Annotated in this window: 12 protein-coding genes; 10 read left to right on the forward strand and 2 right to left on the reverse strand. The window is 45.7% G+C overall.

Features of this window, described 5'->3' with window-relative positions; all coding sequences use genetic code 11:
- Positions 1-1,713 (forward strand): hypothetical protein, encoded by a 1,713-nt coding sequence (locus ACIFSR_RS19910; RefSeq protein WP_430059466.1) that lies wholly within the window; start codon positions 1-3, stop codon positions 1,711-1,713.
- Positions 1,714-1,809: 96 nt separating this feature from the next.
- A complete protein-coding gene (locus ACIFSR_RS19915) occupies positions 1,810-2,607 on the forward strand; it encodes a polysaccharide deacetylase family protein (RefSeq protein WP_430060396.1) in 798 nt (265 codons plus the stop codon).
- Between the two features lie 109 nt (positions 2,608-2,716).
- Here ACIFSR_RS19915 and ACIFSR_RS19920 read toward each other — a convergent pair whose 3' ends face one another.
- Both ACIFSR_RS19920 and ACIFSR_RS19925 read right to left on the reverse strand, forming a co-directional pair.
- Positions 2,717-3,583, reverse strand: coding sequence for a phytanoyl-CoA dioxygenase family protein (locus ACIFSR_RS19920; protein WP_339204816.1), 867 nt, complete (start codon positions 3,581-3,583; stop codon positions 2,717-2,719).
- Positions 3,584-3,717: 134 nt separating this feature from the next.
- Entirely contained in the window at positions 3,718-4,590 is an 873-nt protein-coding gene (locus tag ACIFSR_RS19925) for an AraC family transcriptional regulator (RefSeq protein WP_339204815.1), read from the reverse strand.
- Between the two features lie 211 nt (positions 4,591-4,801).
- Between ACIFSR_RS19925 and ACIFSR_RS19930 the strand changes: the two genes are divergently transcribed.
- The 8 genes from ACIFSR_RS19930 to ACIFSR_RS19965 all read left to right on the forward strand — a co-directional run bounded on the left by ACIFSR_RS19930 (position 4,802) and on the right by ACIFSR_RS19965 (position 14,880).
- A complete protein-coding gene (locus tag ACIFSR_RS19930; RefSeq protein WP_339204813.1) occupies positions 4,802-5,125 on the forward strand; it encodes a UxaA family hydrolase in 324 nt (107 codons plus the stop codon).
- A complete protein-coding gene (locus tag ACIFSR_RS19935) occupies positions 5,122-6,282 on the forward strand; it encodes a UxaA family hydrolase (protein ID WP_430059468.1) in 1,161 nt (386 codons plus the stop codon). Before ACIFSR_RS19930 ends, ACIFSR_RS19935 begins: the two co-directional genes overlap by 4 nt.
- A 66-nt stretch (positions 6,283-6,348) precedes the next feature.
- A complete protein-coding gene (locus tag ACIFSR_RS19940) occupies positions 6,349-7,122 on the forward strand; it encodes an SDR family NAD(P)-dependent oxidoreductase (protein ID WP_339204810.1) in 774 nt (257 codons plus the stop codon).
- Positions 7,123-7,163: 41 nt separating this feature from the next.
- Entirely contained in the window at positions 7,164-8,072 is a 909-nt protein-coding gene (locus ACIFSR_RS19945; RefSeq protein ID WP_430059470.1) for a fumarylacetoacetate hydrolase family protein, read from the forward strand.
- 574 nt (positions 8,073-8,646) lie between these two features.
- On the forward strand, positions 8,647-9,516 hold the full coding sequence (locus ACIFSR_RS19950; RefSeq protein ID WP_339204808.1) for a sugar phosphate isomerase/epimerase family protein: 870 nt from the start codon (positions 8,647-8,649) through the stop codon (positions 9,514-9,516).
- Positions 9,517-9,538: 22 nt separating this feature from the next.
- Positions 9,539-10,642 (forward strand): Gfo/Idh/MocA family protein, encoded by a 1,104-nt coding sequence (locus tag ACIFSR_RS19955; RefSeq protein ID WP_430059472.1) that lies wholly within the window; start codon positions 9,539-9,541, stop codon positions 10,640-10,642.
- A 129-nt stretch (positions 10,643-10,771) separates the two neighbouring features.
- Positions 10,772-13,042: a glycoside hydrolase family 3 N-terminal domain-containing protein gene (locus ACIFSR_RS19960; protein WP_430059474.1), complete on the forward strand. Its 2,271-nt coding sequence runs from the start codon at positions 10,772-10,774 to the stop codon at positions 13,040-13,042.
- Between the two features lie 92 nt (positions 13,043-13,134).
- Positions 13,135-14,880, forward strand: a complete 1,746-nt coding sequence (locus tag ACIFSR_RS19965; RefSeq protein ID WP_430059476.1) for a sensor histidine kinase — start codon at positions 13,135-13,137, stop codon at positions 14,878-14,880.
- Positions 14,881-14,882 lie beyond the last annotated feature (2 nt).

Consider the following 14,882-nt stretch of genomic DNA (forward strand, 5'->3'; position numbering starts at 1 on the left):
ATGAACATAGTGGACTATTCCAATAATTCATTCGATAACAGAAACAAGTTGATTGAGCTGATTGATTCCCTAGACTCCCAGTACAATTCAGAAAACCGTTTACTTAGGTCACCCTTCAGTAGTCCCGGCTATCATACGACCATTAAACAGGCTGATTTTATCCATTCAACACGGAGTTCGCTCAGCTATGCGCTGGGTCTGCTGGATACAGGGAAAGAACATTATGAGCAGCGTGCTTTCGATATCATTGAGCAAATCGTTTCCTTGCAGGATACAGATCGGAGCCGCAATACGTTCGGTATCTGGTCTTGGTTTTATGAGGAGCCGCTTGATCAAATGGCCCCTCCTGATTGGAACTGGGCTGACTTTTGCGGCAAGCTGCTTGTGCTGATCATTTCAAGGCACGACGCAAGGCTGCCAGAGACGCTGCGGCAGTCGGTGAAACAAGCTATTTGTAATGCCTGTGACGCGATTATCATTCGGAATGTTGGACCGCATTACACTAACATTGCGATTATGGGCGCATTCGTTACGCTCATCGCTGGTGAATTGTTCGAGCGGCAGGATTATGCAAAATACGGTTTGGAACGACTGGAAAAGCTGCATAGCTATACAATGCCTCGGCAGGCGTTCCAAGAATATAATAGTCCGACGTACACTTATGTTGCTATTTTGGAGCTGTCTGCTATTGTAACGGAAACGAGCAATGATTATGCAAAGCAGCTTGGAAACGACTTGCTGAACATCGCATGGAAAAGTGTAGCGGATCATTTTCATGCCGGTACAAGGCAGTGGTCCGGTCCGCACAGCCGTTGTTACAAAACGCTGCTTACCCCTCAAAGCAAAGCTTTTCTACAATTAGCAACCAAAGGAAAGCTGGCTTTTTATACGGAGGATGAACTTCCTTATTATGAAGATTGGTATAAATGCGGCGCTGTATGTCCAGAGCAATATGTAGAAAGTTTCCTTGCGCTCGGTCAGCGGACGATAAGGGAATGCTTCGGGATCAATGGGAACGGTAAAGAGAAGTGGGCAACTACTTATATGACGCCGACCTATACACTTGGCAGCTTCAACAAAGAGATTATGTGGAACCAGACAAGGACTTTGCTCGCCTATGTTGATAATGGTGGCGAGGCGACTTACTTGCATCTGCGTGCGCTGCACGATGGTTATGATTATTGTTCTGCTATTTTTCATGGGGAGCAGCGGGAGAACCATCTGTTGTTTGGAGTGAATTTTGTCGTCAATGGCGGTGATACCCACCCGAATTTGGATATGATTCATGGCTCAATCGAAGCGTCAGATTTGCGATTCCGTCTGGAAATTGGCGGCGCTTTGGATCAGGTCAGTACCGTAGTGGAGAAAGGCAGTGTTAGCCTGCGAATAGGGGAGACGCTGGTATTGCTGCGCAGCTGGTTTGCAGCCTTTGATGATCAGAGTGCAGGTGAGGCAGCCAGAGACTGGAGCTGGGAAGTAACTAGGGAGGGTGACTTGCTCGGCATCGACCTTGTACTTTATACCGGTGAAAAGAAGGTTATTGATTTTCAAAAAATGAACGAGGCTGCATTTCTTTTCTCTCTTTGCATAGGACAAGGAGTTGATAGCTTCAAGCCGCAAATCGAACGTACAAAAGAGCTTGCAACTATTAGTGCAAGCTGGAATAATGAGGATATAGCGCTTACTTTGCAGTTGAAGCCTAGTATGCTGTAATTATCCACAAAGCTTGACCCATCGAACTGATGGGTTTTTCTTTTAGCAGTGTGTATAGTCCAGCTGAGCAAACAGAATAAGAGAGGACGAAATGTGATGAAAGTTCAGTACACGTTATTTCCAGAAGGACGAACGAAGGCTATGACCTTCAGCTATGATGATGGGCGCACTCAAGACCGACAGCTCGTAGCGAAATTAAATCAGTATGGTTTCAAAGGTACCTTTCATCTTAACTCTGGTTTTCTTGGGCGCGAGGGATATATTACAGCGGAAGAGGTTAGAACGCTCTTTCAAGGCCATGAAGTATCTGCGCACACGGTTAGTCACCCTTTTCTAGAAATCTCTCCACCAGATCAAGTAGCACATGAAATTTTGGAAGATCGGCGGACGCTGGAGAGTCTTGTGCAATATCCGGTACGTGGAATGAGTTATCCATTTGGAACTTATAATGACAAAGTCGTTGCGATGCTTCCAGCGCTTGGAATTGAATATGCTAGAACGGTGAACAGCCATGGCAGATTCGATATGCCAGCTGATCCGCTTCGCTGGCATCCAACATGTCATCATAAACAATTGCTAGAACAAGTTGAAATTTTCAAAGACTTTAAGGAATGGTTTAGTAGAATGTCTTTGCTTTATGTTTGGGGTCATAGCTATGAGTTTGACAATGACGATAACTGGGAAATTATTGATCAAGCGGGGGAGCTGCTAAAGGATAACGATACCATCTGGCATGCTACGAATGCAGAGATCATAGCCTATATGCAAGCAATCGAGAGACTTAGATTCTCAGTCGATAGAAGCATTGTCCATAATCCTTCTGCGCTCGACGTCTGGATAAGTGTTGACAATGAGCCTATCAAAATTAGTGCAGGCCAAGTTCTTCAACTTTAAAATAAGGCGAAGCTTTTGCCATTCCTGAAGTTCTGCAGCTTATAAAATAAACAGCCAGAAGAGCATATCTCGCTCTTCTGGCTGAACAAATGCTAAGTTCCCATATATTTTATGTGTTGTGTTCGGGCTTTTCTGCAAGCCAATCTTCCAGAGTGGCCACTCTTTCTGGGTGAAGATAGCTTCTTGCTAAAAAACCTGCGCCATGGGATGGCATGGGATCTTGATCCGTTGGTTGATATCGCAAATCTACGCTCCAGCGCACCTCGTCTGATTCATTGGGGGTGGACATATGCAGACAACGGTCATTAAATAGAATCGCGCTTCCAGCTGGAACGGGCAAGACGACAGTTTTTGTTTTCCCCAGCTGGCTTTCATGCAGCGCCGTGTAGCCTGTACCTGTATGGTTTTCGCTATGCCATTCCAATAGCTTTGTGCGATGAGTCTTAGGCTTGATATGCAAGCAGCCATTAACTTCGTTCGCATCGACAAGAGGAATCCAAACGGTTATGACAGGATTAGAATTGGCATCGGGCCAATATGATTTATCTTGATGCCAAGGCACTGCTCCAGCAGCAACTTTCGGAATTTTGGGTCTTGTGTTGTAGACCGGATTGGAAAAAAGCTCACCCCCGATTAAAGATTCCACAGCGTCCAAAATTTTTGGATTGCTCATTAAATCGAAGTAGCCAGGCAGTCTATCACGCCAGCTTCTACCGTAGTTCAGAAATTCCTCTGAGGTCAAATCCGCAAACAACTCCGCGAGCCTATATTTGAAGGGCCGATGCTCCAGTTTATCGCTAATAAGTCCTGCATGCATTAACTCATCTGCAATCATGGATACTTTCTTATTCATCGCTTCTTTGGCGGGCGCTAAATCCTGTTCCGACAGCAGATTTGGAAGCACAAGATAGCCCTGCTCATTATAAAAATCAATTTGTTCATTCGTTAAACTACCGAATTTAGATGGACTTGTCATGTTTTATTTCCTCCTATTCGTTATCAACAATTGAACCCATCGTACCAAATAGGAGCTGAAGCTGTATTTAGATAACAGTACGATGATTTATCAATACATCCGCTAACCTGCTTAACATGAAGTCCCTGCTGCGCCTATTTAAAGTCTGACGATAGGCTGCTGCGTTTGTAGCCGGCTGGCGTCGTTCCTGTTAGTTTTTTGAATGTGCGATGGAAATGTGGCAGGCTCTCAAACCCGCATTCACTCGCGATCGCATGGATTGGTGCATCCGAGGATAGAAGGAGTTCCTTGGCGTGACTGATCCGTTTTGCCGTGACATATTCAGTTAGCGTCATACCAGTAAGAAGCTTAAAGACACGCGTAAAATGTGATGGATTCACTGCCGCTTTGGCGGTTAGCGTGGATAAGCTGACGTCACCAAAAGGATGTTCGTCGATTGTACGAAGCGTTAGCCTCATCCACTCCGGTGCACCTGTATGTTTCCGTTCGGCTGTTGGAGCGGGTATTTGGCGATTCAGCAGAAGCAGCAGCTGAAGCAGATGAAGGACGGCAGCATGGCGGCGTCCTGGTTTATCCATCGTCAACTCGTCGTTAATATGAATCAGCATCGTTTCTATTAAGTGCTGGTCGGATGTATCCAGACTGAGCTTCTGGCTCTTCCGCTTGTTAGCCTCCTCAAAGCATTGAACAAAAGAAAAGGTATCGCCTAAGGAGTCCCATTGCACGATACGTCCGTGAAAATAAATGGCGCTCACCGTCAACGGAGCTTCTTCATCCGGCAATGCACGATGGACGGTGTTGCCAGGGAGCAGAAATAAATCACCGGGTTCTATGGCATAGAAGGAGCCATCAATAAAAAACACGCCTTTTCCCGAATGGACATAGACGATTTCATGCCAATCATGCAGGTGGTTGGGCAGCTCATTATGTGAATCCTTTACCGCACGATAGCTGAATTCAAATGGAAAAGAAGCAGCAGCATCAAATTGCTTGCGAATCGGCTTCATTTTGGCGGTACCTCCTTGATGAGGAAGATATAAAATATGCTGTTCGGTACTAGTGTAATGGCTAACCGAATAATAGTCAAAATAGGGTATGTTTAAGCGTTTTCTCGCAATTTTCATATCTTAAATGCTCGATTATTATGAAGGATAACGATTAAAAATTGGATAGTAAACCGATTAGTCATAAACGAACAAAAGATGGAGGAGTGGCTGAATGAAACAACAAATGACAGATGGCGTCGATGCATTAATTATGGATGACCGAGATCATGTTGTGATGGCGCTGCGTGATGTTGAAGCTGAAGAAACCATTCGCTACAGAGATGGTGAGCAAATTCATGAAATAAAAGCACTTGATGTTATCCCATTCGGACATAAACTGGCGATTAAGGCGCTTAGTGAAGGACAGGAAGTGCGGAAATACGGCGAAACCATCGGGCGAGCGAGCATTGCCATTTTGGTGGGGCAGCATGTTCATGTCCACAATATTGAAGGAATACGCGGCAGAGGCGATATAGCCGGGAAGGTGGAAGCATGAGCACATTTATGGGGTACGAAAGAGCGAACGGAGATATTGGCATCCGCAATCATCTGCTCATCATTCCAACAGTCATCTGTTCCAATCAGGTTTGCAACCGAATCATGCAGCTAGTACCGGGTACGGTGGCCATTCCTCATCAGCATGGCTGCAGCCAGATCGGAGCGGACAAGGAACGTACTTTCGAGGTGCTGTCGGGAACTGGGAAAAATCCAAATGTAGGCGGAGTGATCATCATCAGTCTAGGGTGTGAGGTAGTGGATCCCTACGCGCTTGCAGAGGATATTCGTAAAACCGGCAAACTGGTGGAAGTATTTGATATCCAGTCGGTTGGCGGCTCGGTGAAAGCGATCCAGCATGGAACGGAACTAGCCAAACAAATGATGGCGGAGCTTGAGCGTCAGCCGAAAGTACCTGTTCCGCTGTCAAAGCTCAAGGTAGCCGTGAAATGCGGCGGCTCCGATGCCACTTCCGGCTTGTCGTCGAATCCGGCACTTGGTGAAGCCGCGGACTCTTTAATCGCAGCAGGCGGAACAATCGTTATCGGCGAGACGACCGAAATTATCGGCGCCGAGCATGTGCTGGCACAGCGCTGTGTCACGCCGGAAACAGCGGATATGCTTTATCATATTGTCGGCCGTTTCGAGAAAGAGGTAGAGCGGATGGGCGCTGACATGCGGGGCGGCAATCCGAGTCCCGGCAATATTGAAGGCGGTCTTTCTACGATTGAAGAGAAATCATTAGGCTGCATTAGCAAATGCGGGAAAGCACCCATTAAAGGAGTTATCGAATACGCAGAACAAATACCGGAGGGCGGACTCTACTTCATGGACTCGCCGGGCAATGATATCGAATGTGTATCGGGCATGGCAGCGGGGGGCGTTCATATCGTTTGTTTTACGACGGGGAGAGGAACGCCAACGGGGGCAGCAGTCGTGCCAGTTATCAAAATTACAGGGAATAAACGGATGTTTGAGCGGATGGAAGATAATATGGACGTCGACGTCAGCGATATGCTGGGCGGCATGCTGAGTTTGGAGTCGGCAGGAGAGAAAATATGGCAAGAAATCATAGATGTAGCGGATGGGAAATGGACGAAGGCAGAAACGCTGGGCCATCAAGAATTCAGCATTAACCGTATCGGACCTAGCCTATAGAAACATTTTGTGAGCCACGTGGTTAGTTTTGGGGCATGAATTCGAATATAGAAGGGAGCTTAGTATATGAGACTAGCGGATAAGATTGTCCTCATTACCGGTTCAGGTTCAGGCATTGGCAGGAGCTCGGCGCTGCTATTCGCCAAGGAAGGCGCGTTTGTTGTTGTTAACGATCTGAACGCAGATAAAGGAAATGAAACGGTAGAAGAGATCAACTCCCTAGGGGGGCGGGCTTCGTTTGTTTATGCGGATGTTACTGATCCAGATTCCGTTCAATCCATGGTAAGCGAAACGCTTGCTGCGCACGGCCGAATTGACGTCCTGTTCAATAATGCCGGCATTAGCGGTGTAGGGGCGCTTCATGAGGTGGAGCCGGATGACTGGGATCGCGTGATCCGGGTCAATATTCGCGGGGTTTACTTGCCTTCCAAGTATGTCCTGCCTCATATGATGGAACGAGCGAGCGGCACGATTATTAACATGTCTTCCTGTATTGCAGAGATGGGTCTTGCAAACCGCGCGTCTTATGCAGCTACCAAAGGAGCGGTACTGGCACTTACCAAATCGATGCAGGTAGATTATGCTAAGTACAATATTCGTGTAAATGCACTTTTGCCGGGTACAATTATGACGCCGTTTGTTGAAAACTATTTACGCACTTCTTACGAGGACCCAGAGGCTGCCATCGCATCGCTAAAATCACGGCAGCTCAGCAATGAATTAGGCCGTCCGGAAGATGTAGCGAAGGCAGCACTGTTTCTTGCATCCGATGAGTCGAGCTTTATGATGGGCTCACCGCTTTATATTGATGGAGGCGTTGTGTTCGGCAAAAATGCCTGACGCTGCAGTATGGATCATCCACAAAAGAGAGGAAGATAACTATGAAATTGCTTGTCATTCAAAAAGAAAATGGCTCTCATTTAGGAGTTAAATTAGCGAGTGGCGTCTTGGATATTGTTGAGGCACTGAAAATCAACAATAAGCCGAATGTACCGACAGCAGTTATGGAAGTGATCGAAGGTGGCTCGGACGCGCTTGGTGCGTTAAGTCAGTTTGTGGAGGAAGTCTCCGCAGCTTCAGAACAATATTCTGCTGCCCTATACCGCGAAGAGGATATTACATTCGGCCCATGTGTAACCGAGCCGGGCAAAATTATTTGCATCGGACTGAACTACCGCAAACACGCGCATGAGACCAACGCTCCAATTCCTGCGTATCCGATTTTGTTCAACAAATTCGATAACACCGTGGCTGCTCATGGAGAAGATATTCCGCTTCCAACAAAGGTGACAAGTCAGGTTGATTATGAAGCTGAACTGGTTATCGTCATCGGCAAGAAAACAAAGTATGTCGAGAAGGAGCAGGCGCTGGAGCATGTATTTGGTTATTGCTGCGTCAACGACTTGTCCGCAAGGGATCTGCAAATGCGCACGCAGCAGTGGCTGCTTGGCAAATCACTGGACAAGTTCAGCCCGCTCGGCCCTTATTTGGTCACTGCAGATGAAATTGCAGACCCTAACAATCTGTCCATTGGCTGCACGGTTAACGGTGAAGTACGTCAGCAGTCCAATACTTCGGATATGGTTTTTAGCTGTGACGAAATTGTAAGCTATGTCTCACAGCATATGACATTGTCGCCAGGCGATATTATTCTTACTGGAACGCCTGAGGGTGTTGTACTCGGCTACCCAGAAGAGAAGCGGGTATGGCTGAAGGCTGGCGATACGGTTACGATCGAAATCGAGAAGCTGGGTTCGCTGACGAATCGGTTTGTAGAGGAAGTTCAGTAAACAGCATAGATCAGCGAGTGGAGAAAGCCTGTTTCATTGAGGCTTTCTTTTTTTATTATTAAAGAATGACATGCGGTTGGCTATAAACGGGCTCGTCCAGCGGATAACATCTCAAGATTATTTCACTAACGAACTGTATTATGCTTATTACGCAGAAAACGTCCTTTCTTTAATTTTAACGAACCTTATTAACGTTATTGCATGCTTTATAAGTGGTTATGAGCAACTTTTCTCGAAATAACGATTCTAGAGTTCGTTACAAATATAAGCCATGATGAATGTTTTAAATAAGGGTTATTCGGTTCGCAAGCTATAAATAGGATGAGGGAAGGACATCGTTTTGCCTAAGCTCTATCAAAAAAAAACAGGGTCTGTTTCAAGTGGAGGTCATTCTACTTTTGAGTCAGTCCCTTTTTTTCATCCAAAAAGTTGGCGGCAAATCTTTCATTCCGACAGCCGCAGTGCGGAAATTCAATAATAGAATGACGGATACGTGAAAGAAAGAAAGTCTCCGGTATTCTATCATAATAAATAAGAACACAATCAACCAATCGAGATGGGGGTATTTCGCCGAATGACTATTGAAGCAGGCATTAATATTTTTTCCGTATACAGGGAGCTTGGTGAGGATTACTTTGGAACGCTGGAGAAGGTTGCTGCTGCAGGGTATGTAAATATTGAGCTTATTGGATTCAATATGAAGTCCTTTACACGATATATCGATGAAATTCCTATGGAAGCGGTTCGAGATAAGTTTCGTGAGCTTGGTCTAAATGCAGTTGCGGTTCATGAAGGCACGATGCCAGGGCAAGAATTGATTTCGCATGACTGGGATTCGCTTATGAAGTATTACGCGGGTATCGGCTGCCAACGAATCGTGCTCCCATCCGTGTGGATCAAAGATCGTGAGGATACGCTGAAAGCTGCGGAGCAAATGAACAGTGTCGGCAAAAAAATGAAGGATGGCGGGTTTAAGTTCTATCTGCATAATCACGCGCATGAGTTTAAAGCGGTCGGTGATCAAACGCTGTTCGACTTGATTTTGGAAAATACAGATCCATCCTATGTGAAATTTGAAATCGATATGGCATGGGTCGTACGTGCAGGCATAGATCCGATTCATGTGTTAGAGAAGCTTGGAGATCGTTGTGATATTGTCCACCAGAAGGACATAAGCAAAAACCTATCCGGCCAGCTCAATATTATGGAAGCTATGCAGCTAGGCAGTGAAGAAGGGCTTGAACCATTTCAAATCTATCAGAAGCATATTGGCCCTGGAGACTTCGTTGACCTTGGCACAGGCAGGTTTGATTTTGCAGCTGTGTACGAGCAAATCCGCGCAATGGGGCATGTCCGTTATGCGCTTGTGGAGAATGAGGGCGAGTCGGAAGACAAGTTTGGCAGCATTCGCAAGGATCTAACCGTGCTTCAACAATATGTATAGCCCATAAGGAGGAGAATGTTCAATGAACAAAGGAAAACTTAAGATCGGTATCATCGGCTGCGGTGGTATTGCGAGCCAGAAGCATATGCCATCGTTAGCCAAGCTTTCACATATGGGTGAAATGGTTGCCTTCTGTGATGTTATTGAAGAGAAAGCGCAAAAGGCAGCTCAGGATTTTGGAAGCGAGGGCGCTAAAGTTTATGTCGATTACAAAAAGCTGCTCGAAGACGAATCTATTGATGTTGTTCATGTATTAACACCGAACCTGCAGCATTCTTATATAACAGTTGATGCACTAGAAGCGGGCAAACATGTCATGTGTGAGAAGCCAATGGCGATCAACTCAATTGAAGCCAAAAAAATGGTAGATGCGGCTAAGCGGACAGGCAAGAAACTGACTATTGGCTATCAGAATAGATTTAGAAATGACTCTCAAATTTTGCATAAGGCATGCCGTGAAGGTGATTTAGGAGACATTTATATGACTAAAGCTCATGCCGTGCGCAGACGCGGAGTGCCGACATGGGGTGTCTTTCTGGATAAAGAGCAGCAGGGCGGCGGACCGTTAATCGATTTAGGCACGCATGCGCTGGACTTGGCATTATGGTTCATGGATAACTATAAGCCGAAATCGGTGAGTGGTTCTGTCTATCATAAAATGGCGGATAAGTTCGAAGGCAATATGATGGGTGCATGGGACCCGGAAAGATATGATGTAGAAGACTCGGCTTTTGGATTTATTAAAATGGAAAACGGCGCTACGATTTTCTTGGAGGCGTCATGGATATTAAATACAACCGATGCTAAAGAGGCGATGACTACGCTTTGCGGGACAGAAGGCGGAGCAGAAATGAAAGCTAGCTCAACATTTGGGAAAAGCGATGTCATCTTTAATAGCGCCAAACACGGACAGCTTGTAGAGACGAAACCTTCCTTTAGCGGGGGCATTGCTTACTTCGGTCCAGGGGCTGAGGATGATGGGGTGAAAGAGGCAAGACAATGGCTGGATAGTATTATTAATGATACCGAGCCTCTCGTAAAACCAGAGCAAGCTTATGTGGTCACGCAAATTTTAGAGGCGATCTATAAATCAGCTGAAACGGGCAAAGTTGTAGAATTTGAATAAAGTTCCAATTAATTTAACGGAGTAACAATATAAAAGGGAGCCTTTCCATCAGTGGGAAGGTTTTTCCGCTAGTGAGAGGGAATACGTTAATGTCTGAATATGATAATCGTCCTAGGAGGCAGTAATGACATGAGTGATAATTGGACTGAAACAAAATTGGAAACGATTACATATGTAAAAAATGAAGGCGGCCCAACACTCGGATATTCAGCTAATTCAGGCGTAAATATTATAGTGGAAGATGGTTTTGCATTTAAAGACCTCAATAAGGATGGGAAGCTGGATAAATACGAGGACTGGCGCTTGCCGGCAGAAGAGCGAGCAAAGGATTTAGCCTCAAAAATGTCCATCGAGCAAATTGCCGGTTTGATGTTGTACAGCGCGCATCAGGCTGTTCCAGCTTCACATGGCTTTTTCACCGCCTCTTATAATGGCAAGCCTTATTCGGAGAGCGGTGCGAAGCCGCATGATTTATCCGATGAACAAATAAAGTTTTTAACCCAAGACCATCTGCGGCATGTGCTCCTTACTTTTGTTGAAAGTCCGGAGATTGCTGCTCATTGGAACAATAAAGTACAAGCCTTGGCCGAAAGTACAGGTTTGGGCATCCCGGCGAATAACAGCAGCGATCCGCGCCATGGGTCCGATGCGAGCAAGGAATATAATGCAGGGGCGGGAGGCGCAATTTCCATGTGGCCCGAAACGCTGGGGCTTGCAGCAGCTTTTGATCCTGAGCTTGTTCATCAGTTTGGAAAGATCGCTGCTAAGGAATACAGGGCGCTTGGCATTGCAACCGCTCTTTCTCCCCAAATCGATATCGCGACCGATCCAAGGTGGTCACGCTTCGACGGCACGTTCGGAGAGGATTCAAGACTGTCAGCCGATTTGGCAAAAGCCTATGTCGACGGATTTCAGACCTCGTTTGAAGAAGAGTCTCCATCAGACGGCTGGGGATCAGGAAGCGTAAATGCGATGGTCAAGCATTGGCCGGGCGGCGGTTCGGGCGAAGGCGGCAGAGATGCTCATTTTGGATACGGCAAATTTGCTGTATATCCAGGCAACAACTTCGAGGAGCATCTGATCCCGTTCTTGGACGGAGCATTCAAGCTCTCAGGAGGGACGGAGAAAGCATCGGCCATCATGCCTTATTATACGATTTCCTATAATCAAGATCAGGTGAATGGCGAGAATGTCGGCAATGCTTACAACGCTCACATCATCGGAAACCTGCTTCGTGATAAATATGGCTACGATGGTGTCGTGTGCACGGACTGGGGAATTACGGACGATGAAGGCACTGATATTACACGATTATTTCCAGGAGGACGTGCATGGGGAGTTGAGGAAGGTTATACCGTCTCGGAGCGTCATTACAAAGCACTTATGGCCGGAGTAGATCAATTCGGTGGAAATAATGATGCGGGTCCTGTCATTGAAGCTTACCATATCGGTGTGGCAGAGCACGGTGAAGCTTATATGCGAGCAAGGTTTGAGCAGTCAGCGGTAAGGCTCTTGAAGAACATGTTCCGCGTCGGCTTATTCGAGAACCCGTATTGCGATCCCGAACAAACGACTCGCATTGTCGGTAATGCTGAATTTATGACAGCAGGCTACGAAGCGCAGCTCAAATCACTCGTATTGCTTAAAAACAAAGGAAACGTTCTCCCGATACAGAAACTGAAGACGGTCTATATTCCTAAACGCTTCAGACCAGCAGGTACCAATTGGATCGGATTCCCGACTGCTGCATTTGACGGATATCCCGTCAATATGGATGTTATACAGAAATATTTGAAGGTAACGGATGACCCGGAGAAAGCTGATTTTGCAATGGTGTTCATTACGGGGGCAGATTCCGGCAGCGGATACAGCAAGGCAGATGCTGAAGCAGGTGGAAACGGTTATGTTCCGATAAGCTTGCAATACGCCCCTTATACCGCAGAGCATGCTAGGGAAATTAGTATAGCCGGCGATGATAGAGATGTGTTAAACCGCTCCTATAAGGGGAAAACGGTAACGACCACAAATGCTTCGGACTTGGAGGCTGTACTGAGAACGAAAGAGGTTATGAAAGGCAAACCTGTCATTGTGTCGCTGCAATTATCGAAGCCTTCTATCGTTGCAGAATTTGAAGCAGAGGCCGATGCAATCATTGCTGCATTTGGGGTACAGGATCAAGCGATTCTAGATATTATTACAGGTGAAGCAGAGCCTTCAGGGCTGCTGCCGATGCAGATGCCTGCTAATATGAAGACCGTTGAGGAGCAGCTGGAAGATGTTGCACACGATATGGAAGTACATGTTGATTCCGAGGGGAACGCCTATGATTTTGCATATGGCTTAAACTGGAGCGGGATTATCGTGGATGATAGGACGAAACGCTACGGCAAGAAAAAATAGTTTGATAACGTGCGGCCGGGGATTAATCCCCGGCTAATAGTTGTATATAGCTCTATTTTTTATTTAAGAGGCAAATGGGGGCTTAGCAGATCTTGAAATTACTTAATCGTTCTCTCTTTAATTCGCTTCGATTTAAGCTGGTAACAGGGCTTATGCTTATTATGATTCCGATGGTTTCCTTTCTTATTTATAACAATTTGTATTCCATTGATGTCGTTCGTAATCAAGTGGCGCAGTCCAACAGCAATATGCTTAATCTATACATGGGTTTGATTGACATGACGCTTGAGGATATAGATAGCTACATGCTCAAATTTACTGCGGAAGAATCCGGATTGAATATTCTCGATAGTCTCCCAGAAGCAGATGTGGATTTATACAATTTGCAGCGAATTTGGCTATTTACAGAGTTAAGAGACAATGCGACTTATTATAAAGCATTGGACTATTTTTTTATTTATTCACCCTTGAATCAGGATTTGTTGTTCGCGCCTAAGCTGACGGGCTCTGCTTATACCAACAATGATTTCATCAAGGAAGGAATTGTTGCACTTCTGAACGATGAACAAGCGATGAAAAGCTATCAGTACGATAAATGGTCTGTGCTGAATTTGAAAGAACAAAATTATTTGCTGCATATGATTAAGGCTGGCAACCTGTACATTGGGGCAGGGGTAAATGTGGACGGAGTTATGGACCCGCTCGACTTTCTAGACCTCGGATCGGAAGGCAGGTCGCTGCTTGTTGATGAGAGCAATAGGCCGCTACAGGACGAGGACTTTTTCGAAAAAAATAAAATCGATTTATCCTATATCTCTAAGACGTATCAGCTTTCCGGCGCAGACAACAATTACCTCGTCATGGGCGAAAAGTCAGGCAAAGGTGAATTTGGATTAGTAGCTGTCGTACCTGAGCAAAATATTTTGGAGAAGCTTCCTTATCTGCAAAGAATCATTGTGCTTATTGCGACAGGCTCGATTCTCATTCTTGTGATTGCTTTGTATTTTCTGCGTAAAGTGGTCCTGCTGCCGATCAATCGAATTATTGTCGCCATGCGCAAAATCAAAGAAGGTTATATGGAGGCAAGAATACCGAATAAACCGACCTCCAATGAATTCGAAATGATGAATGAAACGTTCAACAGCATGGTCTGCGATATTCAACAATTAAAAATTGACGTATATGAGGAGCAATTGATTAATCAGAAAGCAGAGCTGAAACAGCTGCAGCTGCAGATTAACCCTCACTTCTTTTTGAATAGCTTAAACATCGTATATTACTTGGCGCAAGAGAAGAAGTACGAATTAATACAGGAGCTGTCCCTCTCCTTGATCCGCTATTTCAGGTTTATGTTCCGCAGCCAGACGGATTACGTGCTTCTGCAGGATGAGCTAAATCATAGTGAAAACTATTTGAAAATCCAGACCTTCCGCTTTCCCGGAAGCTTTACGTACGACATCGCTGTTGAAGGCGAGCTGAGGGAATGTTATATTCCTCCGTTAATTATCCAGAGCTTTGCCGAGAATACGATAAAACACGCAATTAACACGGATGAGCCGACTCATATTGCGATAACGATTGGAAGATGCGAATTGATGCCAGAAGAGAGGTTACGAATTCAAATTCATGATACAGGCCGGGGCTTCTCCGAGGAGGTCTTACAGAAGCTGCAGCAGGAAATTAATTTAATGAATGAAGATGGGGAGCATATTGGCATTTGGAATGTAAGACGCAGATTGCGGCTGTTATACGGGGACAAGGCGAGCATGGCTTTTTATAACGAAGATGGTGCAGCAGTTGAAATAACGATGCCTTTAACGAAAGAAATGAGGTCGTGAAT

Origin of the sequence: Paenibacillus sp. NRS-1760 (assembly GCF_050467785.1) — a bacterium.
Lineage (GTDB): Bacteria > Bacillota > Bacilli > Paenibacillales > Paenibacillaceae > Pristimantibacillus.

Bases quoted from the DNA above. Each gene is read 5' to 3' on its own strand.
- ACIFSR_RS19910 (WP_430059466.1), top strand. From the start codon at position 1: ATGAACATAGTGGACTATTCCAATAATTCATTCGATAACAGAAACAAG.
- ACIFSR_RS19915 (WP_430060396.1), top strand. From the start codon at position 1,810: ATGAAAGTTCAGTACACGTTATTTCCAGAAGGACGAACGAAGGCTATG.
- ACIFSR_RS19920 (WP_339204816.1), bottom strand. From the start codon at position 3,583: ATGACAAGTCCATCTAAATTCGGTAGTTTAACGAATGAACAAATTGAT.
- ACIFSR_RS19925 (WP_339204815.1), bottom strand. From the start codon at position 4,590: ATGAAGCCGATTCGCAAGCAATTTGATGCTGCTGCTTCTTTTCCATTT.
- ACIFSR_RS19930 (WP_339204813.1), top strand. From the start codon at position 4,802: ATGAAACAACAAATGACAGATGGCGTCGATGCATTAATTATGGATGAC.
- ACIFSR_RS19935 (WP_430059468.1), top strand. From the start codon at position 5,122: ATGAGCACATTTATGGGGTACGAAAGAGCGAACGGAGATATTGGCATC.
- ACIFSR_RS19940 (WP_339204810.1), top strand. From the start codon at position 6,349: ATGAGACTAGCGGATAAGATTGTCCTCATTACCGGTTCAGGTTCAGGC.
- ACIFSR_RS19945 (WP_430059470.1), top strand. From the start codon at position 7,164: ATGAAATTGCTTGTCATTCAAAAAGAAAATGGCTCTCATTTAGGAGTT.
- ACIFSR_RS19950 (WP_339204808.1), top strand. From the start codon at position 8,647: ATGACTATTGAAGCAGGCATTAATATTTTTTCCGTATACAGGGAGCTT.
- ACIFSR_RS19955 (WP_430059472.1), top strand. From the start codon at position 9,539: ATGAACAAAGGAAAACTTAAGATCGGTATCATCGGCTGCGGTGGTATT.
- ACIFSR_RS19960 (WP_430059474.1), top strand. From the start codon at position 10,772: ATGAGTGATAATTGGACTGAAACAAAATTGGAAACGATTACATATGTA.